The organism is Clostridium tyrobutyricum (genome assembly GCF_019144085.1).
Classification (GTDB): Bacteria; Bacillota; Clostridia; order Clostridiales; family Clostridiaceae; genus Clostridium_B; species Clostridium_B tyrobutyricum_A.
Genome location: NZ_JAHHUY010000005.1, coordinates 12,560 through 37,000, shown reverse-complemented (window position 1 = coordinate 37,000; position 24,441 = coordinate 12,560). Strand labels below are relative to the sequence as shown.

The 24,441-nt window shown below is 30.7% G+C and carries 23 protein-coding genes, 1 tRNA gene, 1 riboswitch and 1 other annotated feature; of the genes, 12 read left to right on the top strand and 12 right to left on the bottom strand.

The window, feature by feature from the left end; genetic code table 11:
* Position 1 precedes the first annotated feature (1 nt).
* Together sdaAB and KM800_RS03295 are read right to left on the bottom strand one after the other, a co-directional pair.
* Positions 2–685, bottom strand: coding sequence for an L-serine ammonia-lyase, iron-sulfur-dependent subunit beta (gene sdaAB, locus KM800_RS03300; protein ID WP_217811792.1), 684 nt, complete (start codon positions 683–685; stop codon positions 2–4).
* Between the two features lies 1 nt (position 686).
* Positions 687–2,204 carry a nucleoside kinase gene (locus KM800_RS03295; RefSeq protein ID WP_217811791.1) on the bottom strand — a complete coding sequence of 506 codons (1,518 nt, stop codon included), beginning with the start codon at positions 2,202–2,204 and terminating at the stop codon, positions 687–689.
* Between the two features lie 119 nt (positions 2,205–2,323).
* Between KM800_RS03295 and KM800_RS03290 the strand changes: the two genes are divergently transcribed.
* The 9 genes from KM800_RS03290 to leuS all read left to right on the top strand — a co-directional run bounded on the left by KM800_RS03290 (position 2,324) and on the right by leuS (position 10,233).
* Positions 2,324–3,004 (top strand): DUF421 domain-containing protein, encoded by a 681-nt coding sequence (locus KM800_RS03290; protein ID WP_217811790.1) that lies wholly within the window; start codon positions 2,324–2,326, stop codon positions 3,002–3,004.
* 26 nt (positions 3,005–3,030) lie between these two features.
* Entirely contained in the window at positions 3,031–3,411 is a 381-nt protein-coding gene (locus KM800_RS03285) for a DUF4363 family protein (RefSeq protein ID WP_217811789.1), read from the top strand.
* 185 nt (positions 3,412–3,596) lie between these two features.
* The gene (gene fba / locus KM800_RS03280) at positions 3,597–4,529 is read left to right on the top strand and encodes a class II fructose-1,6-bisphosphate aldolase (RefSeq protein WP_217811788.1); all 933 of its coding nucleotides are present in this window, start codon (positions 3,597–3,599) and stop codon (positions 4,527–4,529) included.
* A gap of 149 nt (positions 4,530–4,678) precedes the next feature.
* Positions 4,679–5,212 carry a class IV adenylate cyclase gene (locus KM800_RS03275; protein ID WP_217811787.1) on the top strand — a complete coding sequence of 178 codons (534 nt, stop codon included), beginning with the start codon at positions 4,679–4,681 and terminating at the stop codon, positions 5,210–5,212.
* Positions 5,213–5,218: 6 nt separating this feature from the next.
* Positions 5,219–6,094, top strand: coding sequence for a DUF5685 family protein (locus KM800_RS03270; protein ID WP_217811786.1), 876 nt, complete (start codon positions 5,219–5,221; stop codon positions 6,092–6,094).
* Positions 6,078–6,680, top strand: a complete 603-nt coding sequence (locus KM800_RS03265) for a J domain-containing protein (RefSeq protein ID WP_217811785.1) — start codon at positions 6,078–6,080, stop codon at positions 6,678–6,680. The genes KM800_RS03270 and KM800_RS03265 overlap by 17 nt, the downstream gene beginning before the upstream one ends.
* Positions 6,681–6,797: 117 nt before the next feature.
* The gene (locus KM800_RS03260; RefSeq protein WP_217811784.1) at positions 6,798–7,319 is read left to right on the top strand and encodes a hypothetical protein; all 522 of its coding nucleotides are present in this window, start codon (positions 6,798–6,800) and stop codon (positions 7,317–7,319) included.
* Between the two features lie 77 nt (positions 7,320–7,396).
* Positions 7,397–7,471 (top strand) — tRNA-Gln (locus tag KM800_RS03255).
* Between the two features lie 79 nt (positions 7,472–7,550).
* Positions 7,551–7,757, top strand: a binding site (T-box leader).
* Positions 7,758–7,797: 40 nt separating this feature from the next.
* A complete protein-coding gene (gene leuS, locus KM800_RS03250; RefSeq protein ID WP_217811783.1) occupies positions 7,798–10,233 on the top strand; it encodes a leucine--tRNA ligase in 2,436 nt (811 codons plus the stop codon).
* A gap of 44 nt (positions 10,234–10,277) precedes the next feature.
* Here the strand turns inward: leuS and KM800_RS03245 are convergent, their stop codons facing one another.
* Positions 10,278–11,075 (bottom strand): GTP pyrophosphokinase, encoded by a 798-nt coding sequence (locus tag KM800_RS03245; protein ID WP_217811782.1) that lies wholly within the window; start codon positions 11,073–11,075, stop codon positions 10,278–10,280.
* A gap of 127 nt (positions 11,076–11,202) precedes the next feature.
* Between KM800_RS03245 and KM800_RS03240 the strand changes: the two genes are divergently transcribed.
* Positions 11,203–11,976, top strand: coding sequence for a DUF2225 domain-containing protein (locus KM800_RS03240; protein ID WP_254906446.1), 774 nt, complete (start codon positions 11,203–11,205; stop codon positions 11,974–11,976).
* Between the two features lie 12 nt (positions 11,977–11,988).
* Here KM800_RS03240 and KM800_RS03235 read toward each other — a convergent pair whose 3' ends face one another.
* From KM800_RS03235 to KM800_RS03220, 4 genes are all read right to left on the bottom strand, one after another.
* Positions 11,989–12,675, bottom strand: a complete 687-nt coding sequence (locus tag KM800_RS03235; RefSeq protein WP_217811781.1) for a metallophosphoesterase — start codon at positions 12,673–12,675, stop codon at positions 11,989–11,991.
* Positions 12,676–12,721: 46 nt separating this feature from the next.
* Positions 12,722–12,994, bottom strand: a complete 273-nt coding sequence (locus KM800_RS03230) for an EscU/YscU/HrcU family type III secretion system export apparatus switch protein (protein ID WP_217811889.1) — start codon at positions 12,992–12,994, stop codon at positions 12,722–12,724.
* Positions 12,995–13,008: 14 nt separating this feature from the next.
* The gene (locus tag KM800_RS03225) at positions 13,009–15,042 is read right to left on the bottom strand and encodes a hypothetical protein (RefSeq protein WP_254906445.1); all 2,034 of its coding nucleotides are present in this window, start codon (positions 15,040–15,042) and stop codon (positions 13,009–13,011) included.
* Positions 15,043–15,172: 130 nt separating this feature from the next.
* Positions 15,173–15,787: an ECF transporter S component gene (locus tag KM800_RS03220; RefSeq protein WP_217811779.1), complete on the bottom strand. Its 615-nt coding sequence runs from the start codon at positions 15,785–15,787 to the stop codon at positions 15,173–15,175.
* A 97-nt stretch (positions 15,788–15,884) separates the two neighbouring features.
* A riboswitch (FMN riboswitch) is annotated at positions 15,885–16,001 on the bottom strand.
* Between the two features lie 100 nt (positions 16,002–16,101).
* On the opposite strand from KM800_RS03220, the gene KM800_RS03215 reads away from it, so the two are divergent.
* A complete protein-coding gene (locus tag KM800_RS03215; RefSeq protein WP_330655496.1) occupies positions 16,102–16,482 on the top strand; it encodes a glutaredoxin family protein in 381 nt (126 codons plus the stop codon).
* A gap of 87 nt (positions 16,483–16,569) precedes the next feature.
* Here KM800_RS03215 and KM800_RS03210 read toward each other — a convergent pair whose 3' ends face one another.
* Complete coding sequence (locus KM800_RS03210) at positions 16,570–18,729, bottom strand: Tex family protein (RefSeq protein WP_217811778.1); 2,160 nt, start codon at positions 18,727–18,729, stop codon at positions 16,570–16,572.
* A gap of 120 nt (positions 18,730–18,849) precedes the next feature.
* On the opposite strand from KM800_RS03210, the gene KM800_RS03205 reads away from it, so the two are divergent.
* Positions 18,850–20,190, top strand: a complete 1,341-nt coding sequence (locus KM800_RS03205) for a M28 family metallopeptidase (protein WP_217811777.1) — start codon at positions 18,850–18,852, stop codon at positions 20,188–20,190.
* A 25-nt stretch (positions 20,191–20,215) separates the two neighbouring features.
* On the opposite strand, the gene KM800_RS03200 is transcribed toward KM800_RS03205, so the two are convergent.
* From KM800_RS03200 to KM800_RS03185, 4 genes are read right to left on the bottom strand one after another with little or no spacing between them, the layout of a single operon-like run.
* The gene (locus KM800_RS03200; RefSeq protein WP_217811776.1) at positions 20,216–21,448 is read right to left on the bottom strand and encodes an MFS transporter; all 1,233 of its coding nucleotides are present in this window, start codon (positions 21,446–21,448) and stop codon (positions 20,216–20,218) included.
* Between the two features lie 60 nt (positions 21,449–21,508).
* Entirely contained in the window at positions 21,509–22,696 is a 1,188-nt protein-coding gene (locus tag KM800_RS03195) for an ABC transporter permease (protein ID WP_217811775.1), read from the bottom strand.
* Positions 22,693–23,382: an ABC transporter ATP-binding protein gene (locus tag KM800_RS03190; protein ID WP_217811774.1), complete on the bottom strand. Its 690-nt coding sequence runs from the start codon at positions 23,380–23,382 to the stop codon at positions 22,693–22,695. Before KM800_RS03190 ends, KM800_RS03195 begins: the two co-directional genes overlap by 4 nt.
* Entirely contained in the window at positions 23,357–24,433 is a 1,077-nt protein-coding gene (locus KM800_RS03185; RefSeq protein ID WP_217811773.1) for an efflux RND transporter periplasmic adaptor subunit, read from the bottom strand. Before KM800_RS03185 ends, KM800_RS03190 begins: the two co-directional genes overlap by 26 nt.
* Positions 24,434–24,441 lie beyond the last annotated feature (8 nt).

Genomic DNA, 24,441 nt, shown 5'->3' with positions numbered 1-24,441 from the left:
GTTATTCCTCCTCTTTTACAGGATTTATCGCTATAGCATCTTTTATATGTGGAATTTCGTTTATACACTGTATTAGATCTTCAGGAACCACATTATCCACTTCCAAAACCATAAATGCATTGGAACCTTTTCCACTGGTCCTGTAAACTCTCATAAAAGCTATATTTATATCATTTTCATATAGCACATCACATACTTTTTTTATCATTCCAGGCATATCATAATGCCTTATGACTATAGTAGGATAATTTCCTGTAAATTCTACCTTATTCCCATTTATTTCGTTTATGACTATATTTCCACCACCAATTGAGGAACCAACTAGCTCTGTTTTATTTCCATCCTCTTTGGTTATTACAAATTTCACTGTATTTGGATGTACATTACCCAGATCAGTTTCTATGAATTTAATGTCTATACCCTTTTCCTTTGCTATACTCATTGAATTTCTCAAGTTTTCATCCCATGGATTCATTCCAAGTATTCCTGCAACTAAAGCTTTATCCGTTCCATGTCCCTTATATGTTTTTGCAAATGAACCATGAAGATAAAACTCTACTGCTGAAATTTTTCCATTAGCTATGGTTCGTGCAACTTTTCCAAGCCTTGCTGCTCCTGCTGTATGAGAACTTGATGGACCTATCATTATAGGTCCTAAAATATCAAAAACACTATATTCTCTCATATTATCTCCTCTTGTAATTATAAAAACAGCTTCCACCTGTAAATTCCCTAAGAATTGAATTTTCAGGCACATATTTCCCATTTAAATTTTTAAAAAATTTAAGAAAATTTATTAGTCTAACGGCTTCACAGTAGACACTGCTGCTTTTTTTAATTTTCTTTAGTTCTTTTAAAGCATGATTTTTTAAAACACATAGTTCATATACTAGTGTAGAATTAAACATAACATCTGCATTTTCTTGAAACACAAATATATTCTTTTCTTCCCCTCTTTTTACTGATGGCCACATTTTTAACGTATCTTCTGCACTATATCCCCTGAACAGGTGGTCTCTTACTATCCTTCTTATTGTTCTCACATCCGTAGTAGATATTCTAGTATGATTGTCCAAATTTAATTGAGTAAGAGCACTTATATATATCTTAAATTTATTTTCTTTAGGTATGGATGAAGTTAATTTTTCATTTAACCCATGAATTCCCTCTATAACAATCAATCCATTTTCAGGCAGAGAAACTTTTTTTCCACTCCACTTCTTTGTTCCAGTTTTAAAATCAAAAATGGGAAGTTGTACTTCCTTCCCCTCCATAAGCATACTTAAATCTCTATTGAACAATTTAAGATCCAATGAATTTATGGATTCAAAATCATAATTTCCATTTTCATCTCTAGGAGTATATTGCCTGTCCAGAAAATAATTGTCTAGAGATATAGGCAAAGTTGAATAGCCATTTACTCCAAGCTGAATAGCCAGCCTCTTTGAAAAAGTAGTCTTTCCAGAGGAACTCGGCCCTGCTATCAATACAACTTTTACTGATTTATTTTCATTTATCATATCAGCAATACAGGCAACCTTTTTCTCGTGAAGAGCCTCGGATACTCCAATTATATAAGAGATATCATTATTCTTGATTTTATTGTTCAAATTACCTGCATTGGATATGCCAAGCAAATTAAGCCATTGTTTTGTTTCTCTAAATATATTATTAAGTTTTTTATAGTCCTCAAGCTTTGGTATGACCACATTATTGTTTTCATCAGGATATATAAGTAAAAATCCCGAATTATAATATATAAGATCAAATAATTGTACCGTGCCTGTAGATTCAGCTGTATTTCCATAAAAATAATCGTATATGCCATCTAATTCATATAAATATAAATAATTTACATCTAAATCATTTAACAAATTCACCTTATCCATCATATTATATTTTGTGAAAATGTCCATAGCCTCATTTTTATCAACTTTTATTTTATTTATAGGTATATCCTTATTTACTATTTCTCTCATTCTATTTTTTATCTTCATTACATCCACCTCAGTTAATGGTGTATCCTTGCTTATTTCACCAAATACACCCCTACCCAGGGAATGTTCTATAGTCAATTTCGAATTTTTAAACACATCATAAACAGCTTTAATTAACACAAACTGCAATGTCATCTCATAGGACCTATTTACCATAATCTTACTAGATTTGCTGCTACATATTATTTCAGATCTCAATTCACTCATTTTATCACCTTCTTGAATTTGTTCTGCAATAATATTATACGTCATATTTATATATAATTGTTCTAGTTTTACTCATATTTTTAGCATTAATGCAAAACATAATCATAGAGGTGATTTTTGTGCTTATCGTACTCTTTAGAACAATACTACTATACATAATTGTAGTAATTTCCATGAGACTTATGGGAAAAAAACAAATAGGTGAAATGGAGCCTTTTGAACTGGTAATAGCCATTATGATATCTGAACTTGCATCCTTGCCAATGCAGGATACCAGAATTTCTTTAATGAGAGGAATAATTCCTATAATCACGCTTTTGTTTCTGCAGGTTCTTTTTGCCATTTTAGAACTAAAAAGCGAAACTGTAAGATTAATCTTCAGCGGAAAACCAAGTATACTTATAAATAAGGGAAATTTGAACTTTGAAGCCCTTTCAAAGGAAAAATTCAATTTAAATGACCTGCTGGAAGAATTGAGACTTCAGGGTTATTACAATATATCAGATATAGAATATGCAGTACTTGAAACAAGTGGAAAGATTTCAATAATACCAAAGACAAATATGGAGCCAGTTACCAAAGAAGATCTACAGATTAAAACTACCCAGGATAAATTACCTATAACACTAATATTGGACGGAAAAATAAATTTTGGAAACTTACATGAAATAAATAGGAATAAAAATTGGCTTGGCAATATGCTCAAAAAAAATAATATAAATTCTCCTAATGAAATCTTAATAGCCATGATGGATTCCAAAGGCAAATTTTTTTACCAAAGAAAAAATACCCAAAATTAAAATTTCACAGAATTGGAGATGGTAAATTGAAAAGTTCTATAGCATCAATCTCTATATTTGTAATAATGGTATTGTCTATGATATTTTCTGTACATTATTTAAAAATTATAGACTCCAAACTTATTTATTCCAGCGACCAGATAGAAAAATCACTAGAATCAAATTCTTTTGATAAAGCCGGTGATTTCTTGAAACAATTCAAAATTGATTGGAACAAATATTCAAATAAGATGACCCTGTTTACAAACAATAATGAAATAGACGATATAAATCTCGAACTTTCAAGATTGAGTCAATATATAAAATTCAAAAATAAAGAAGAATCCCTTGCATCCATAAGCTCAATACGGAGCATAGTCAAGAGCATAAGTGACATGGAAAGATTAAGTGTGCAAAACATCTTTTAAAATAATTATGGTATTCACAAAGCCTATAAAATAATTTATAATTAAACTATAGAAAATAATGTCCTTATGGATTATAATATAATTGTAGATTAACAATAAAGTCCCGGCGGGACTTATGTCGCCCCGCAAGGGTAAATATGTAATATATATTTTTTAAAATAAAATTTTCGAAGGGTGGAATAAAAATGGCATTAGTCACTACAAAAGAAATGTTCAAAAAAGCCTATGCAGGAAAATACTCTATAGGTGCTTTCAATATCAACAACTTAGAAATACTTCAGGGAGTTGTTAATGGTGCAAAGGCTAAAAATTCAGCTGTTATAGTACAATGTTCATCAGGTGCAATAAAATATGCTGGTCCAAAATACTTACAAGCAATGGTTAAAACTGCAGTAGAAGAGACTGGAATAGACTTGGCTCTACATTTGGATCACGGTCCTGATTTAGATACCGTTAAATTGTGTGTAGAAAATGGATTCACATCAGTTATGTTTGACGGATCACATTTTGATTATGATGAAAATGTAGCAAAAACAAAAGAAGTAGTAGATTATGCTCATGCTCATGGAGTAGTAGTAGAAGCTGAACTTGGAGTTTTAGCAGGAGTTGAAGATGATGTATCTGCTGCTGAACACATATATACTGATCCAGAGCAAGCTGTAGACTTTGTAGGAAAAACAGGAATTGATTCATTGGCAATAGCTATTGGAACATCCCATGGAGCATTTAAATTTCCACCAGACTTTAAACCATCCTTAAGATTTGATATACTAGAACAGGTACAGGAAAAATTACCTAATTTCCCAATAGTTCTTCATGGAGCTTCAGCTGTTGATCCAGAAGCTGTTGCTACTTGTAACAAATATGGTGGAAATATAGCAAACGCAAAAGGTATACCTGTAGATATGCTTAGAAAAGCTTCATCCATGGCTGTATGTAAAATAAACATGGATACTGATTTAAGATTAGCTATGACTGCTGCTGTAAGAAAAACATTTGGAAATAGTCCTGAAGTATTTGATCCAAGAAAATACTTAGGAGCAGGAAGAGACTATATACAACAAGTTGTAGAGGGTAAAATAGACAACGTATTAGGCTCAGCTAATTCACTAAACTAGCTTATTTAGTTAAACCCCATTTAACTAAAATAATAAAAACTTATATTTTACAAAATTAATCCCAATACTAAGTATCGGGATTAATTTATTTTTATGATAAATATATGATATAATTCAAAATAACAATAATTTTAAAGGTAGTTGATATAATGCGGGAATTTGAAATCAGAATAATTAAAATTGATGTTAAAAATATAAAAAGCATATTAAAATCTGCAAATGCATCAAAAGTTAAAATGGAGAATCAAATAAACAATATATATGATTTTGAAGATAAACGTTTAATAAACCATGGAGGTTATGCTAGAATAAGAATAGTGGAAAATATACTCAATAATTCAACTGAGTACTATATGACTACAAAAAAGATTGTAAGTCAGGACAAATATAAAGTAATGGATGAAAATGAAATTAAGATATCTAATGGAGAAGTTGGAAAAAAGATATTCGAATCTCTAGGACTTAAACTTCAACAATCCATAAAAAAGAGCAGAGAAAGTTATAAATATAAAAATAGTCTCATAGAAATAGACATAAATGATACATCGTTTTGCCCTTTTCCCTATATAGAGATTGAGACAAAATCAGACGATGAACTTTCTGAAATAGTAAATCTTCTTGGCTATACAATGGATGATACAACTTCAGATACTATATATGAAATTTTAAAGCATGAGAGGTAGACATTTATGTTTGGTTATGTTACGCCGTGTATTTCTGAACTTAAAGTACGAGACTATGAAAAATTCAAAGCATACTACTGTGGTTTATGCAGGGCAATAAAAAACAATATTGGGAATCTGCCTAGAATAGCATTAAATTATGATATGACATTCCTTGCCATATTGTTGGATAGTCTGTCTAAAGATAAAAGTGTATATAAAAGACAGTTATGCCTGTTTCATCTTAGCAGGAAGAAGACCATATTAAAAAGTACATCTGCTTTAGAATATGCTGCTTTTTATAATATCGCCTTCACTTACTATAAACTTTTAGATGATATTCACGATGACAGCTCAATAAAGAGCATATTTTTGGCACATTTTCTTAAAATATATTTAAATAAACTTCCTGATAGTTTTAAGAAAAACCTGGAATACATAAAAAAAGGTTTAAATGACCTGACACAAATTGAAACATTCAGAAACAATAACTCATTTGATAAAATATGCCATTCCTTTTCTGACATTACAGCTTTTACACTATCTAATTATACAGATAGCAATAGTGAAATTTTATATGCGCTTGGCTACAATCTTGGAAAATGGATATATGTAATAGATGCTCTGGATGATCTAAAAAAAGATATGGAAAAAGGGAAATTCAATGTATTAAATTATTGCTTCAATAAAAACAAATTAAATTATAATGAATTTTATGTGGAAATACAAAATAGAGTAGACTTTATCTTAGGAAGCTGTGCATCTACATGCATGAATTACTTTAATAAACTTCCTATATCAAAAAATCAAGAATTGCTCCATAATATTTTGCAATATGGACTTTTAGAAAAAATGGATAAAGTTTTTAAGAGAGGAGCCTATAAAAATGAAAAATCCATATGAGGTGCTTGGCGTAAATGAAAATGCACCTAAAGAAGACATTAAAAAGGCATACAGACAACTTGCAAAAAAATATCACCCTGATCAATATGGCAACAACCCTTTGAAAAATCTTGCAGAGGAAAAAATGAGAGATATAAATGCAGCATATGACTATCTTATGAAAAATTCCTCCAGTGCAAGCTATTCAAACAATTCCTATGAAAGCAGTGATAATACTTATTCAGGTGAAAATTCAGATCTCTATAAATCTATTGAAGTTGCTATAAATAGCGGAGATTTAAGAAGTGCAGAATCAAAACTTGCAGGCTGCAGAACAAGAGATGCTGAATGGAACTATCTTATGGGTATACTGAATGTAAAGAAAAGTTGGTACAATGAAGCTATCAACAATTTAACCACGGCATGTAATCTAGATCCAAATAATTTTAAGTACAGACAGGCGCTAAACAACCTGCAGGGTATGAACAATACATATAGGCAACCTTATTATGACACAAGAAGAGGTAATTCTGACATATGCAATATATGTGCAACTTTATACTGTCTTGACTGTCTCTGCGGAGGTGGAGACATTGGAGGATGCTGATTTATATTTTAAATATCAAAGTTGAAAGAACATAGAACAAAAAATCAACCAAATTGTTATTTGAACTATAAACTTTGAACTTTGAACTCTGAACTTTAAAAAATGGGGGTGTAAAAAATGTCCAGTAATTCAAACAGAACTCAATATATAGCCAAAGGCGGACTGTTTACAGCTGTTGGAATAATATTAGTATATATAAGCGGAATAATTCCAATAAATAAAACCTGTTTGTTGGCAGCAGCATCTTTTATAATACCTCTTTCTATCATAACCACAAATGTAAGAAATACATTGGCAGTATATGCTGCAACTTCCCTGCTTTCATTGCTTCTATGTGGAATTAAAATGACTGTACTAGCATATATACTATTTTTCGGACTATATGGCATAGTTAAATTCTATATAGAAAAAATACAAAAGATAATTGTTGAGATCATTCTTAAATTAGCTTTCTTGAATATATGTACAGTAATATTACTTTTAATCTACAGATTATTTTTTCCTGGAATATTTAATTTTAGATTTTCAATGCATTGGATCATATTAGGACTCCAGATAGTGTTCCTTTTATACGATTATCTTCTAACTTTAATTATAAATTTCATAAATAAGAGATTATATAGGAAAAATTTATATTAGCAGACAAAAAAATTTATATTTCGTATTGACATATCAGCCTGACATGGTATAATATTTTATGTCAACGATTTATACAATGCCCATTCGCCAAATGGTAAGGCACCTGTCTCTGGAACAGGTATTTGTTGGTTCGAATCCAGCATGGGCAGCCAAAAGAACTCATATGAGTTCTTTTTTTAAATTATCCTTGACAAAAGGTTGTCATTTATTATAAAATTTGAAATAAGTTAATATTTAGCTGTGAATAGGGATTAGTAATATTTATATCACTAAAGAGAGCTATTGTCAGGTGAAAAATAGTGTGATGTTAAAATGTGAACTCACCTTACGAGTTTATCTGAAAAAATCAGGTACGGTAGGAAACCGTTATTATTTAAGGGAAATCATTATTGATTTAATTAGAGTGGTACCGCGGAAATTAAACTTTTCGTCTCTTAGTTAGAGATGAAAAGTTTTTTATGTTAAAGGAGAGATTTTTATGTACAGTACTAAAATTGATGAAAAATGGCAAAAAAAGTGGGAAGAAACACATATCTATAAATTCAACGAAGATGATATAAAAAATAAATTATATGTAATGGAGATGTTCTCATATCCATCAGGCAGCAGATTACATGCAGGTCATTGGTTCAATTATGCACCTGTAGATTCCTGGGCCAGATTAAAAAGAATGCAGGGCTACAATGTATTTCAACCTATGGGATTTGATTCATTTGGTCTGCCTGCTGAAAATTATGCCATAAAAACTGGAATACATCCAAGTGATTCCACTGAAAAAAATATAGCTACAATGGAAAAGCAACTTAAATCAATGGGGGCAATGTTTAATTGGGAAAACGAAGTAATTACATGTCATCCTGATTATTACAAATGGAACCAGTGGCTGTTCCTTCAACTATATAAACACGGTTTGGCTTACAGGAAAAATGCTCCTGTAAATTGGTGCCCTAGCTGTAACACAGTTTTGGCAAATGAACAAGTTCAAGAAGGTTGTTGTGAAAGATGTGGCACTGAGGTTACTAAAAAAGATTTAACACAGTGGTTCTTCAAAATAACAGATTATGCTGAAGAACTACTTCAGTATTTAGATAAATTAGACTGGCCAGAAACTACAAAGGCTATGCAAAAACATTGGATAGGTAAATCCACAGGTACTAACGTAACTTTTAAAGTAGTTGACTCAGAGGTTGAATTCAGCGTATTCACTACAAGAGTTGATACCTTGTTCGGTGTTACATATGTAGTTCTATCACCTGAGAATAAACTAGTAGCTAAAATAGCTAAAGAACAATATAGAGAGCAGATAGAAAATTATAAAGAACAAGCTAAAAAACAGACTGAAATTGAAAGACAATCAATTACAAGAGAGAAAACAGGTGTATTTTCGGGATCATATGCTATAAATCCTATAAATGGTAGAAAAGTACCTATATGGATAGGCGATTATGTATTAAATACATATGGAACAGGTGCTGTAATGGCTGTTCCTGCACATGATGAAAGAGATTTTGACTTTGCTACAAAATATAAACTACCTATTGAAAGAGTTATAGAGGGTGGTGATACCCTTCCTTACATAGAACATGGCAAAATGATAAACAGCGGTGAATTCAACGGTTTATCTACAAAGGAAGGAAAAAAAGCTGTAACTAAGAAATTAGAGGAAATGAATTTAGGTTCAGGAAAGGTAAATTATAGATTAAGAGATTGGCTTGTTTCAAGACAGAGATACTGGGGAACTCCTATTCCTGTAGTCTATTGTGAAAAATGTGGAGTAGTTCCTGTTCCAGAAGAACAACTTCCAGTTAAACTTCCTTATGATGTAGAATTTTCTCCTGATGGAAAATCTCCTCTTTTAAAATCAGAGAAATTCATGAATACAACTTGTCCTCATTGTGGAGGTCCTGCAAAAAGAGAAGCTGACACACTTGATACTTTTGTATGTTCTTCATGGTATTATCTAAGATATGTAGACAATAAGAATTCTGAAAAACCTTTTGACAAGGATAAAATAGATAAGATGCTTCCTGTTGATATGTATGTAGGCGGCCGTGAACATGCATGCATGCATCTTCTATATGCCAGATTTATTACTAAAGCACTTAGAGATATGGGATATTTAAACTTTGACGAACCATTTTTATCTTTAAAACATCAAGGTATAATACTAGGACCTGATGGTCAAAAAATGAGTAAATCCAAAGGTAATACCATATCTCCAGATGATTGTATAAAAGAATATGGTGCTGATGTATTCAGGATGTACCTTATGTTCGGCTTTGACTATGCAGAAGGCGGAGCATGGAGTGACGATGGTATTAAATCCATGAGTAAATTTGTAGATAGAATTGAAAGATATATAGCTCAATCCAAAGAAACTATAGAAGATACGAAAAACAATACTAAAACTTCCATGGATACTCCTGAAAAGGACTTGAACTATGTGAGAAATTTCACTATAAAATCAGTATCAGCTGATACTAATAAATTCCAATTCAATACTTCTATTGCAAGAATGATGGAATTTACCAATGAGCTTTCAAAATACCTGAAAATCAAAAATAAAAATATCAAATTTCTGGAAGATACTATAATAGACTTTATCAAGATATTATCCCCTTTTGCACCACATTTTGCAGAGGAACAGTGGGAGCTTTTAGGTAAAAAATACTCTATATTCAATGAAAAGTGGCCTGAATTTGATGAAAAGTCACTCGTAAAAGATGAAATTGAAATTGCCATACAAATAAACGGAAAAATAAAATCAAAAATAAATATACAGACCGGTTTATCAGAAGATGATATAAAAGAAATATCATTATCTCAGGAAAGTGTAAAATCAGCTATTGGTGATAAATCTGTTAAAAAAATTATAGTAGTGCGTGGAAGACTTGTAAATATAGTTGCAAAATAACAGTTGGGCAGTTGAACATACAATTCAACTGCCCATTCTTATTTTTATATTAATCTGCTGTACATTTGAATAGTTTTTTCTGTAGACTTCAAAAGATTTACCAAATCATAAACCTCACCTTCTTCAATAACACGGTTTAACTGTTTTTGAAATCTTGTGGAATCTGATAATTTTCCCATGGAAGACAATGTAAGTATATTATTCATTATATCTGATACCAAACTTGATTTTACTTCAAATAATTTTTGCGCATCCTTAATTTCATCCTTGATTTCAAGCATTTGTTCATCAAGCTTAAATGCCAGATCTGCAGCACTTTTAAGTTTATGTTTTATATTATCCGGTATTTCATGTTTATATTTATAATTTAAAGAATGTTCTATAGTAGCCCAAAAATTCATGGCAAGTGTTCTTATCTGGAACTCAGCAAGTATTTCCTTTTCACCTTCTGCCATATTCACAGGATATTTAATTATAACATGGTAACTTCTATAACCACTATTTTTTACATTTGTTACATAATCCTTTTCATACATTATCTGCATGTCTTTTCTATTCCTGATTATCTCAACTACCCTTTGAACATCATCTACAAATTGACACATTATCCTTATACCTGAAATATCCTCCATTTCATATTCTATCCTATTAAGAGGTATATTAAATTTATTAGCCTTTTCAAGTATACTGGATATTTCCTTTACCCTGCCAGTTACAAACTCTATAGGTGAATATTCATTCTTCTTTCTATATTCAAGTCTTATGCTCTTAATTTTTACCTTTAATTCTTCAACTGCCTGTTTATATGGTATTAAAAATGTTTTCCACTCTCCTATTGCCAACTCTACCCTCTCCTACATATATCAACTAAAATAATTTTATAACAAAATCCATACAAAATCAAAATTATATGATTTTTTTTGATATAATTAAACTATAATATTATTTATGATAAGGGTGAAATTTTAAATGTCTAATTTAATCTTATATAATCCAGAAGAACAAATTTCTATGTTATACGACAAAAAAATAACCTGTCCAGTATGTGGCAGTGTATTTAAAGCTAAAGCTATTAAAAAAAATTCCTATAGAATAATAAAAAAAGATCCTGATTTTTTTATAAGATATTCTAGAATAAGTCCTTATTTCTATGATGTATGGGTATGCGATGAATGTGGATATGCATCTATAAAAGCCGATTTTGAAAAGCTGTCAGATTATGATGCTGACACAATTAAAGAGCAGTTGACACCAAAATGGCATAGAAAGAACTTTCCTGAAGTATATGATATTGACCTTGCTATTCAAAGGTATAAACTATCTCTATTGAATTATTATACTATAAATGCCAGACCTAGCAAGAAAGCAATGAATTGTCTTAAACTGGCATGGATGTATAGACTTAAGGAAGATTCAAAAAATGAAATGACTTTTTTAAAACAGGCTTTGGAAAATCTAAATTCCGCATATTTCAATGAATCATTTCCAATGTATGGTATGAATAAATTTACTGCAATGTATCTTATAGGAGAATTGATGCGACGCACTGGTACAGGAGAAAAATCCTTAATTTGGTTTAGTCAGGTTATAACTTCTACCATGGCATCCGAAAAAATCAAGGATTTAGCACGTCAGCAGAAAAACTTAGTAAATGAGGGCGTCAATGAAGATTCAATCAATGATCAAAAAAATCAACAACAAATGGATAAAAAAAAGGGACTCTTTAACAAGTTCCGTATATGAATTTTATGTTCTTTAAAGTATTATTACAGGATCAAAATCTATATAATCAGCTGATGTAAGTATGTATTCTATGCCCTCTATTGATCCTGTTACAGCTTTTACAAGAGCCTCCCCATGAAGATGACCATATATAACCTTTTCCGCATTATACTCTTTTAGTACGTCTATAAGCCTTGACTTCATGGATCTTTCACTTATAGGTGGATAATGCACCATTACAATAAATTTCTTATATCCTTGATTTGACGCACAATCCAATGAATTCCTTAATCTTAAAATTTCTCTATTATAAATTTTTTCATCATGCTGTGTAAAATTTTCCGATTCAGGATATATCCATCCCCTTGTACCACATATTGCATACTCACCATATGTAAAAAAATTATTTTGGATAAAATCCATATCATCATATAAATTATTAAGTTTAGTTATACTGGTCCACCAATAGTCATGATTTCCCTTTATCAATATCTTTCTTCCAGGTAATTTATGAATCCATTCCAAATCCCAAAATCCATTTTTCATATCCATTGACCATGAAATATCTCCTGCTACAAGTACTGTATCATCAGATTTAATTTTATTTATCCAATTATTATATATCTTTCTATCGTGTTCAAACCAGTTGTTTCCAAATACACCCATAGGTTTATTTCCACTACTGTCCAGGTGTAAATCCGATATTGCAAATAAAGCCAAACTAAATCACCTTCCAAAACATATTATATCTTTACATCTGCACATATCATTTCAATTTTTTATTTAGTTTATTATCTATATCCACTACATAAGCTATTACTTTTGCAACAGCTTCATACAACTCTACAGGTATGCTGTCACCTACATCTATATTTGTAAGTAAGTTGACAAGCTCTTTATCGTAGACAACAGGCACATCGGATTCTCTAGCTTTTTTCAAAATATTATCAGCTATTTGTCCAATACCTGCTGCAGTAACAACTGGTGATTCATAATTAATATCATATTTTAAAGCAGCGGCCTTTTTTTTGTTATTAATAATAAATCACCTCTCTAAGCTCTTGTATTTATTACACCAAGTTCACTGTCTTGAAAAAATTCCCTGCAAGTTGCTATATTAATATCTTCTTTCTTTTCATTAAATTCTATATTTATATTATATCCTAATTGAGATAAGCTCTCCACTATTTTTTTATTGCCTTTTGCCAAAATTTTACTCCATAAACCTACGCTCTCTATATTTACATTCATATTTTTATTTTTTACACTTAAATAGGCATCAACAATTCCCATATTTTCTGTACTAATAGAAGTAGCAATTTTCACATTGGTAGTATCTATTTTTTTCCCCTTTTTCCTTTCGTCTCTTATCATCATCTTGAAATTATAATCATTATTTTGAATTTTCAAAGGTAAATCCATATAATAATACGAATTGGAAACTGTATTAAACACCTTAAAATCATTAATCACACTATTTATAATACTATTTTTATTGGCAATAGGCAATTTTCCATCTGAAATCATATTCTTTATAATATTTATCATCTCTTGGGTTTTACTATTAATTTGATCTTTTATAATATTTTCAGTATTGTTTATTGAGCCCTGTATTGCTGTCTGTGATTTATTTTTTAACTCAATATTATTAAGTATATCCTTTATTATATTTAATTTTTCAATGTTTTCATCTACTGTTCCATCAATACCATTCAAAAGATTTCTATAAGATGATACGACTAGTTTGCCTTTATCACTTTCTAATGCTATGTCATTATCCGATAAATATTTTGATATGAAATTCTCTCTCTCCTGGGGATTATTTTTTAATTCATTTATAATTTTTTCAATATCCTTAGTGTTACCTAATTTAGTGTTCAAATCTATATTATTTTTAATAAATGTAATTAATTCTTCATCATTTAGTTTTGACAAATTAGAAATTATAGATTGCCCTTTTGCACTATTCTCCGGTATGTTTTGAACCGATAAATACTCTTTTATCAGATTTTCCCTTTGAATCGGATCTTTTGCAAGAATATTTATGACTTTTTGTTTATCTTTAGTATCACTTATTATTTGGTTTATAATATTTGTACCCCTACTATTCAAATCTACATTATTTTTAATAAATGTAACTAATTCTCCATCATCTAATTTAGATAAGTTTGAAATTATAAATTTACCTTTTGCACTATCCTTAGGTATATTTTCAAGTGACAAATAATCTTCTATTAATCGTTCTCTCTGACCTGGATCCTTTGTAATCATGCTTATAATCTCTTGTTTATCCTTAGTATTGTTTATTATTTGATTTATAACATTTGTACCTTCACTATTCAAATCCATACTATTTTCAACAACTGTCGTATTTAGTTTTTGTGATAAATTTTCAATTTCTTTATATATACTGGAATCATTCTTAAATATATTATTAAAACTTTTTATATTTTGACTATTTAAGTCTATATTATTTTCAATAAAAGTTAATACATCTTTATCACTTAGTGTCGACAATTGCTCAAAAAAGGTTTTAAGATTTTCAGTTATAAATTTTCCTTCAGAACTTTCCAAAGATATATTCTTGCTTGCAAGATATTTTTCTATAAAATTACTTTTTTCTTCTGGATTACTTTGAATCTTGTTCATAAAATCAAAAAGTGTTTTTATATTGGAAATATTATCTTTAGTAAGAGAAATATTATGATTCAGCATTCCTTTAATAACTCCATAATCTTTTTCAGTCAGATTCATGAATTTTTCTTTTATAAAAAGTTCTATGGGATCTTTGCCTGGATTTTGATTCCCTGTTTCCTCATTTACAACTTTTAATTTAATTTTTCCATCTTCAAATCCTGAAACCTCAAATTTCATCATTTCATTCTCAGATATTTTTTCTGGATTTTCTACAGATGCAGGAAACTGCCAGCCATCTGAACGCTTTAACAATATGTTTCCTGAGCCATCCTCTGTTTTTACTACTTTAGCTGAAAATTTCTCTCCTACGTCAAAAGAAAGTTTTGTGGATATTTTTTTATTATTTACATTATAAACACTATTTATATTCCATATTCCCGCCAAATCCATCACCCTTTATACTAAAAACTATACTATATTTATCGTATAAAATAAATTTTCATGAATAAAAATATCTGGTATCAATAAATTAATATCAATACCAGATATATATTCGTAAATTATTTTGTATTATTTACATTTAAGCCGCTTGTCTTCCATCTCTATCTTCTTTTTTTAAAATAACTGACACCTTCTTATAAATTAAAAGTGTAATAACAGTAAGCACACACCCTTTGATCAAATTAAATGGTACAATGCTTAGAAGTATTAAAGTCCAAACATCAGTTATATTACCGTTTATCTTTCCTGCTATAGCTACCATCTGACTTATTGGGAAATTAAATGCCCTCTGATAAAGTGGAAGGAGTACAAAATAATTGATTAGTCCTGCCGCTATAGACATTGTTATTGTTCCGGATATAAGTCCTAAAACAGCTGATTTTTTTGTCTTTCTTTTCTTATATATAAATCCTGCTGTCACTACAAGTACCGTTCCTACGATAAAATTAGCAAGTTCCCCTACAAATGCTGTCTGACCTGCAAATATTCCATGAAGTATATTTTTTAAAAATTCTATGGAAATTCCAGCAACCGGACCTAATGCAAAAGTTCCTATAAGTGCTGGAAGATCGCTTATATCTATTTTCAAAAATGATGGGAAAATAGGTACTGCAAATTCTAAAAACATAAGTAAAAATGCTATAACACTTAATACTGCAACTTTAACCAGCCTGTTTATTTTCTTGTCTCTCATTATTACACCCTCCCAATTATATAATCTCCTAAATTTTTAAAAAGTATAATAAAAAAGCCCTGACTTATTAAAAAATCAGGGCTCAGAAAAATCACACTTTTATCTTCTTTCATCCAGACTTTACTGTCGGCCTCGGAATTTCACCGAATCAACCACTTTATGGCTCGCGGGCTATACCGCCGGTAGGGAATTACACCCTGCCCTGAAGATTATATTCATATTATGTTTTAATTATAATACCTACCTATTTAAAAATCAATACCTTTTCATAATAATTTTTATTAAATGATAATTAGTAGCAATTTATCTTTAATTTGTTATATAATATAGATATAAGTATATCGAAAAATGTAGTTTTTGGATATATAATTATACTAAAAGATGTAGATAATATAATTAGAACATCTAAAACCAAAGAAGAAATGAGTGATAATATGAAACCTGTACACATGTTTGTAACAAGTTGGTGTCCCTATTGTAAACAGGCCCTTTCATGGATGAAGGAATTAAGAACTGAAGATCCTAAATATACAGATGTTGATATTAAAATAATCGATGAAGAACGTCAGCCTGAAATAGCCAAAAAATATGATTACTATTATGTCCCTACATATTTTGTAGGTGATACAAAGATACATGAAGGTGCCCCAACTAAAGAAATTGTAAAAAAAGTATTTGATGATTCCCTCAAGTAGGGAGCCCAAATCTTTGATTTGGTGCGAGTCACCAAAAGCCAGTCTTAAAATAAATTCACTTTAAGACTGGCCTTTTATTTTATATGATTATTGTTTTTTCATGCTAAGTGCTATTCTCTTTCTCTTCTCATCTATCTCAATTACAGTTACCTGAACTATATCTCCAACTTTCACTACATCTAAAGGATGTTTTACAAATTTATCAGAAAGCTGACTTATATGCACCAATCCATCCTGATGAACACCTATATCTACAAAAGCACCAAAGTCTGCTACATTTCTTACTGTTCCTGTAAGAACCATTCCAGGCTTTAACTGCTTCATATCCACTATTCCAGTTTTAAGTATTGGCTTTGGCAATTCTTCCCTTGGATCTCTTCCTGGTTTTTTTATCTCCTTTATTATATCCTTCAAGGTTGGAATTCCTAAACCAAGTTTATCTGAAAGATTGTCCGTTCCTATTCTTTCAACCCTATTGTCTATATCTGAAATACTTGAATTTCTCAAGTCATCACTTGTATATCCTATAGTATCTAGAAGTCCCTTCGCAGCTTTATAGGACTCTGGATGAACTGATGTATTATCTAAAGGTTCACTGCTCTCCATAACCCTTAAAAATCCCGCACACTGCTCAAATGCTTTTGCTCCTAACCTTTTAACTTTAAGAAGTTCTTTCCTGCTTTTGAATTTTCCATTTTCATCTCTATAATCTACAATATTGGACGCTATAGCTGAATTTATTCCTGATATATAGGACAAAAGTGAAGGTGTTGCTATATTCAGATCAACTCCAACTCTGTTTACACAGTCTTCTACAATTCCACTTAATGAATCATCCAATTTTTTTGGGGTAACATCATGCTGATATTGACCTACCCCTATTGATTTAGGATCTATTTTTACAAGCTCTGCCAGTGGATCCTGAAGTCTTCTTCCTATTGATATTGCCCCTCTAATTGATACGTTTATATCAGGATAATCCTTTGCAGCAACTTCTGATGCAGAATATACAGAGGCCCCTGCTTCAGATACTATTACATAGTATAAATCCTTTCCCCTTTCTTCCTTTACTTCTTTTATAAGTCTTGAAATTATTTCTTCAGACTCTCTACTTGCAGTTCCATTTCCAAGGGATACTACGTCCACATCATTCCTGTATACTAAATCTTTCAATGTTTTTATAGAGCCATCAATATCATTTTGAGGTGCCGTAGGATATATTATTGCTGTATCCAACAATTTACCTGTATCATCCAATACGGCTATTTTACATCCATTTCTAAATCCTGGATCATATCCAAGAACATTTTTACCTTTTATAGGAGGCTGCATTAAAAGAGCCTTTAAATTTGCATTAAATATCTTTATAGCTCCTTCTTCACCCATATCAGTAAGTTCTGACCTTATTTCTCTTTCAATAGATGGATATATAAGCCTCTTTAATGAATCTTCCACACTTTTTTCTATATAAGTATCAGTGATGGAATTTTCCTTGATACACTGTACCTTTAAATATTCAAGTATTCTATCCATATCGCAGGTAACTTTTACAGAAAGAACTTTTTCCTTTTCTCCTCTGTTTATAGCAAGTACTCTATGTGCCGGAATAGATTTAATTGCTTCTCTATAATCATAGTACATCTCGTAAGGAGTTGGCTCCTTGCTTTCCCCTTTTGTCTCTATCAATCCATTGTCGTTTACAAATTTTCTTATCCATTTTCTGTATTTGGCTTCATCAGATATAATTTCACTTATTATGTCCATGGCTCCTGATAATGCATCTTTTACAGAATCAACACCTTTTTCTTCATTTATAAATTCACTGGCATATTTCTCTATATCTTCATTGAAATTTCCATCCCATATAACTTTAGACAGTGGTTTTAATCCCTTTTCCTGGGCAATTGTGGCCCTAGTCCTCTTTTTAGGTTTATAAGGCCTGTATATGTCTTCAACTTCCGTTAAAGTATTGGATTTTTCTATTGATTTTTGTAGTTCATCTGTAAGTTTTCCCTGTTCAGATATTATTCTTATTACATCTTCTTTTCTAGATTTAAGATTTCTAAGATATGTAAGCCTTTCCTCAAGCTTTCTTAAAGTTACGTCACTCATGCTTCCTGTCAATTCTTTTCTATATCTAGCTATAAAAGGAACTGTATTTCCTGAATCCAGCAGTTCGATTACATTGTTTAAATATTTTTTATTTACATCCAGCTCTTTAGCCAGTATATCCACTATATTATTCATATTATCCTCCTGTACAATCATTAGTTAATTTATAGCAACTAAAAATATATTACAACAGTTATATATATTTTGGCAAATTAATATATATTTAAAGAATCATTAATTGTGAGGTTGTAAACAATGAAAAAAATTGTAATTTCTCTACTTGTGATTATATTTTGTATAATATGTTCATTAAGTTTTGGCTACTATTCAGTAAAACCTTTAAATTCCAACGAGGTAAAAAGCACTATAAATTATCTGTCTTCAGATAACTTTAAGGGAAGATTAACAGGAAGTATTGAAAACTATGAAACTGTAAGTTTTATAAAAAACTATTTTGAAAGTGAAGGCCTAAAGCCTTATAACGGTAATTATTTGGAAAAATTTAGTGTTCTTTATCCTAAAAAAACAGATGGTATCCCAACTCTTGTAGTAAAAGATAAAGATGGTTTCATAGTAAAACATTATAAATACGGCACAGATTATAAGGAAGACATGCTAAACTTCAGAAAAAATTCCCTGTCCTTTAAGAAAGATGACATTATAATTTGGAAAGGAAATAATTTTCAAGTACAAAAAGGAAAAGACTACTTTCTATTTTACAATCCAGAAAACAACAAATTGAATTTCAGGAGTTCATTTATAGCAAATTCTCCTCATAGTATGTACATAATGATATCCAGTAAAACTGCACAGGAAATAAAAACTTATGTAAATTCTGGATATGAAATAAGCTGCTTTATCCCATATGATAACCAACTAACTTCTGCATACAATGTACTAGGATATATAAAAGGTAAAAACCCAAATTTGCCACCTCTTGTGCTGTCAGCTCATTTTGATCATTTAGGTACTGATCTTGCTGGGACTGTATATGATGGTGCCCTTGATAATGCATCAGGTACTTCTTTTTTACTTGGTATGGTAAAATACATAAATTCAATCGGAAAACCTGATAGAAATATAATAATTGCTTCATTCAACGCAGAAGAATTCGGATGCCTTGGATCAAAAAGTTTTGTGAAACAATATAAAGACAATTTAAGGGGTGGTAAAGTTATAAATTTTGATATGATAGGCAGCAACAAAAGTGTGCCTCTTTCTATAATGTCAGGAAAATGGGATACAAAAAACTCTAATTTTGTAAAAGAAATTGCTCAAATATTCTCTGCTCAAAATCAACCTTTTACTTATGTATTTGAAAATTCTAGTGACCATCAGTACTTCAGGGCTTATGGTATAGATGCCATAACCCTTTCAGATGCAGATATGTCAAAGATACACACTCCTATGGACAAATCTGCCTATATTGATACAAAGTCCATAGACAGATGCTTTAATATAGCCTCAGAAGAGATTGACAATTATGCTTTTGACAATAACGTGTATTTATTATATCACAGGGAGTTGTTCATAATATCACTTATAGGAATGCTGCTAACTTCAATTTTATATGTCAGATTTACAAAAAGATCATAGCTAGTATTCTAGTGGTTAATGCTTTTTACGCATTAACCACTCTTTTAATTTTTATAATTGAAATTCCTATAATGGTAAGTAAAAATATCATTATACCACAACTAAAGAATCCAAATCTCCCACCGAATTTTTCCATTATGAAACCAACAAATGCATTACCAACAGGGGTACTTCCTGTATTCAATAATGCATATATACTCATTACCCTACCCCTAAATTCATCTGCCGTATTAAATTGCAGAGTAGAATTTGATCTATTTAGAAAAGTAAGGTTAAAGAATCCTATAGATATAAAAAGAGCTGCTATGACCAAATAGTTGTGTGAAAATACAGTTATTATCTGTAAAATTGCTAGAATAAAGGAATTTATAACAAGATAATGACTTATATTTAACTTCCTTCCCCTGCTTGCCATGAACATAGCACCAAGAAGTGACCCAAGTCCTATAAGACTGAGGAAAATACTATATTCTGATGCCCCACCATTCATAACCTCTTTTGCAAATACTGGTATTATAATATTGCTGTTAAATGCAAAAGTACAAACTATAGCCATCATAAACATAGTAGATATAAGTACTCTATTATTAAATGTATAAATTACTCCATCTTTTAAATCATTAAAAAAGCCAGAATTCTCTCCAGTAAGTTTAGGCTTTCCAATTACACTTATTTTAAATGCACCATATATAATTGGTATAAAACTTACTGCATTAATAAAAAAGCATTCAAATACTCCAACCTTGTTCATTATTATTCCAGCTAATGCTGGTCCAACTATACGTGACATGTTAAATACAGTTGAATTCAATGATATGGCATTTGGAAGGTCATCCTTACCAACGAGTTCAATAAAAAACGACTGCCTTGTAGGCATGTCAAAACTAGTTATAATACCACTTGCTGCAGCCAGTATTGCAAATATCCAATATTTATTGTACCCCATGTATACTACAAAGCTCAACGTGAAAGCTTGTATCATGTATAGGGATTGTGTTATTAATAGAATATTTTTCTTGCAATGCCTCTCTATTATAACTCCACTTATAAGTGTTATTAAAAGTACTGGTGCATATTGAAATACTCCTATAATCCCTAAGAGGAAAGGTGAACCGGTTATTTTATATACGTACCAGCTAAGAGCAGTATTTTGGACCATGGTTCCCATAGTAGATAGAAGCTGACCTGATAGAAAATATCTGAAGTCTCTATGCTTAAGTGATATAAATGTATCTTGAATTTTCCACTTGAGACTCATCTTTCATACCTCCCAATAAAAAACACTATTGGATGTAAGTCCATAGTGTTTTTTATTACTTTATTTATAAATTGCTTGGATAGGATCTAAATTTGCAGCTCTATATGCAGGAATTATTCCAAAGATTATTCCAATTATTATAGATGTAGCTGACGACCCTGCTAAAATACTTAAAGTTATAACTGGTTTAAATGGTAAAAATATTCCTGCAATAGATGCTATTAAACATCCTGCAAAAATACCGATGATTCCACCTATTACAGTAATAAATATGGACTCAATCAAGAACTGGCTTAGTATTGCACCTGGCTTGGCACCTATAGCTCTTCTAATACCAATTTCTCTACGTCTTTCAGTAACGGAAACATACATTATATTCATAACTCCAATTCCACCTACAAATAATGATATTCCCGAAACTACTGCTATAAAACCTGTTACCGAACTTATTATTTTTTCAAAAGTCTTGGAAATAGCATTAGGATCTCCTTGTGTATAGGTTCCCTTTACATCTGGATGTAAAGCTTCCAATTCCTTTTTTACTTCTTTGAATACATTTTTAGAATCATATCCCTGTCTAAGTTTTACATCTATAGAGTTAATGGATGTATCATCCTCTAAAATATCTCTTGCAAAACCCGGTACATAATCTTTTGTCATTGATAATACACTTGAATCCTGATTTTGAATTCCTATAACCTTGAAAAACTCACCTTTTACTTTAATCCCTTTTCCAATAGAATCTTTCAGATCATTTCCAAATAAAGCCTTTGCATGCTCATCTGTAAGTATAATAACATAATTTTTAAAATCACTATCCTCTTTAGTAATATTTTTTCCATACATCAAGTTCAAGTTATCATTATTGTATTTATCTATGTTCAGATAAGTCTGTTTATCAAAAAATACTGCGTTTTGATTTACTCCTATCAAGTTTTCCAATCCATTACTGCTTTTACTAACTTTCTCTACACCATCAACATTCTTCAATTTTTGAAAGTCCTTATAATCGAATGGATTTACTACAGATGAACTTCTTTCATCTTTTGGTTCAAAATTAACAGTAATAGTATTGGCATCTACATCACTGGTTGACTTATTTACTTGGGCTTTTAATCCCGCTCCAATAGAAAGTATTACAACTACAGAACTTATTCCAATAATTATACCTATCATAGTTAGAAACACTCTGAGCTTATGTGTACGCAAGCTCAAGACTGCACTGTTTATAAGTTCCAGAAAACTCATATATTATCCTCCTCAGAAAAGACCCCATCTTTAAGGTAAACACAATGAGTAGCATACTTTTTAAGGTCATTATCATGGGTTACCATTACAATGGTTTTATTTTGATTATTTAGTTTAACTAGCAAGTCAACAATCTTCAATCCAGTTTTCCAATCCAAAGCACCTGTTGGCTCATCAGCAAGAATAAGTTCTGCCTTTGTAACAAGTGCTCTGGCAATTGAAACACGCTGTTGTTGTCCTCCTGATAATTCATGGGGATAATTATTCAACTTTTCTTCTAATTCAACGTCCTTAAGACTCTGTTTTACCATTTCTATTCTTTGACTTTTACTATATCCTCCATGATATAAAAGTGGCAATTCAACATTTTGTGCTATGGTCAAAGATTCAATCAAATAAAACTGCTGAAATATAAAACCAATATGACTATTTCTAAATGAACACTTTTCTACTTCATTCATCTTAGTAACATCTTTGCCATTGAATATGTAGCTTCCTTCATTAAATTTATCTAAAAAACCTAAAATATTTAATAATGTAGTTTTACCGCTCCCAGATTTTCCTGTTATAACTACAAAAGATCCTTTTTCTACATTAAAATCAAGACTTTTCAATACATTATATCGATTTTTATCTTGTTCATACCATTTAGATAATCCTTTAATTTCCAGTAGCTGTTGTGCCAAAAATGTCCCCTTCTTTCATTCCAGCTGACGCTTTCTTAATAATCTTGTCTCCAAAATTCAAACCACTTCTTACCTGCATATATGAAGAATCATATTCATCTAAATCAACTGGAGCTCTTTTAAGTTTGTTATTCTTTATACGCCAAACATATTTATTTCCGTTATGATCGAATACTGCAGATTTTGGAATTTTAGGCAACTCACTTTCATCTACAGTAGTAGCATCAACATGGAATCCTGAATATATGTCATTTTGATTATCTATATTGATGTATACAGGATAATTGGATACACTGGATGACTGTGATAAAGTTGTAGAGGTTGTTTCTGTACCAAGTTGTGTTCCCTGTACAGGCTCTGTTCCAATAGATGCAATCTTACCTGTAAATTGTTTATTTGTGCCATAAGTACTTATTTCAACTTTTTGATTTTTCCTAAGTTTTAAAACATCCTTTTCACTTACATTGGCTACTACCTGCATTTTTGGATTGATAAGTGACAGGACAACCTTACTTGAAACACCATTTGATCCACTGTCTGAATCAGTATTTGACGGTCTGGAAACAACTCCATCAAAAGGTGCTAAAACATCAGTATATCTTTTATCCTTTATGCTATCCATTTGCTGCTGTATACTTGACTTCTGTGTATTATTTGTTGACATCTGAACATTCTTTGAATCATTTGTAATCATACTTGATTGTGAATCCAAATCCTTCAATTGTTGTTCAAGATTGTCATACTGTTCAATTATCTGTTCATTTTTATAATTAAATAGTGTTTGGCCCTCTTTTACACTTTGTTTGTCACTTACGTCTATTTTGTCAACAGTTCCATTGGCATCATTTTGTACAAAATCCACTTTATTTGAGTATTGAACTTGTCCATCTAAAAATATAGTTTGTCTTTCTGGAATAGTATATGTCTCATTTACTAGATTACTTTCAGCCTTCTTTTTCTTATTGTGCTGTACGTTAAATATTAAAGCCACCATTACACAAACTATAACGATAACAGGGACTATAACAAATAACTTTTTTTTATCTTTCATATGTACCT

What these genes read in the sequence shown, in the direction of transcription:
- KM800_RS03225 (WP_254906445.1), bottom strand. Translation starts at nt 15,042, where the DNA reads ATGGATTTGGCGGGAATATGGAATATAAATAGTGTTTATAATGTAAAT.
- KM800_RS03210 (WP_217811778.1), bottom strand. Translation starts at nt 18,729, where the DNA reads ATGAATAATATAGTGGATATACTGGCTAAAGAGCTGGATGTAAATAAA.
- KM800_RS03240 (WP_254906446.1), top strand. Translation starts at nt 11,203, where the DNA reads ATGTCTAATTTAATCTTATATAATCCAGAAGAACAAATTTCTATGTTA.
- KM800_RS03205 (WP_217811777.1), top strand. Translation starts at nt 18,850, where the DNA reads ATGAAAAAAATTGTAATTTCTCTACTTGTGATTATATTTTGTATAATA.
- KM800_RS03200 (WP_217811776.1), bottom strand. Translation starts at nt 21,448, where the DNA reads ATGAGTCTCAAGTGGAAAATTCAAGATACATTTATATCACTTAAGCAT.
- sdaAB (WP_217811792.1), bottom strand. Translation starts at nt 685, where the DNA reads ATGAGAGAATATAGTGTTTTTGATATTTTAGGACCTATAATGATAGGT.
- KM800_RS03295 (WP_217811791.1), bottom strand. Translation starts at nt 2,204, where the DNA reads ATGAGTGAATTGAGATCTGAAATAATATGTAGCAGCAAATCTAGTAAG.
- fba (WP_217811788.1), top strand. Translation starts at nt 3,597, where the DNA reads ATGGCATTAGTCACTACAAAAGAAATGTTCAAAAAAGCCTATGCAGGA.
- KM800_RS03195 (WP_217811775.1), bottom strand. Translation starts at nt 22,696, where the DNA reads ATGAGTTTTCTGGAACTTATAAACAGTGCAGTCTTGAGCTTGCGTACA.
- KM800_RS03185 (WP_217811773.1), bottom strand. Translation starts at nt 24,433, where the DNA reads ATGAAAGATAAAAAAAAGTTATTTGTTATAGTCCCTGTTATCGTTATA.
- KM800_RS03275 (WP_217811787.1), top strand. Translation starts at nt 4,679, where the DNA reads ATGCGGGAATTTGAAATCAGAATAATTAAAATTGATGTTAAAAATATA.
- KM800_RS03220 (WP_217811779.1), bottom strand. Translation starts at nt 15,787, where the DNA reads ATGAGAGACAAGAAAATAAACAGGCTGGTTAAAGTTGCAGTATTAAGT.
- KM800_RS03270 (WP_217811786.1), top strand. Translation starts at nt 5,219, where the DNA reads ATGTTTGGTTATGTTACGCCGTGTATTTCTGAACTTAAAGTACGAGAC.
- KM800_RS03265 (WP_217811785.1), top strand. Translation starts at nt 6,078, where the DNA reads ATGAAAAATCCATATGAGGTGCTTGGCGTAAATGAAAATGCACCTAAA.
- leuS (WP_217811783.1), top strand. Translation starts at nt 7,798, where the DNA reads ATGTACAGTACTAAAATTGATGAAAAATGGCAAAAAAAGTGGGAAGAA.
- KM800_RS03260 (WP_217811784.1), top strand. Translation starts at nt 6,798, where the DNA reads ATGTCCAGTAATTCAAACAGAACTCAATATATAGCCAAAGGCGGACTG.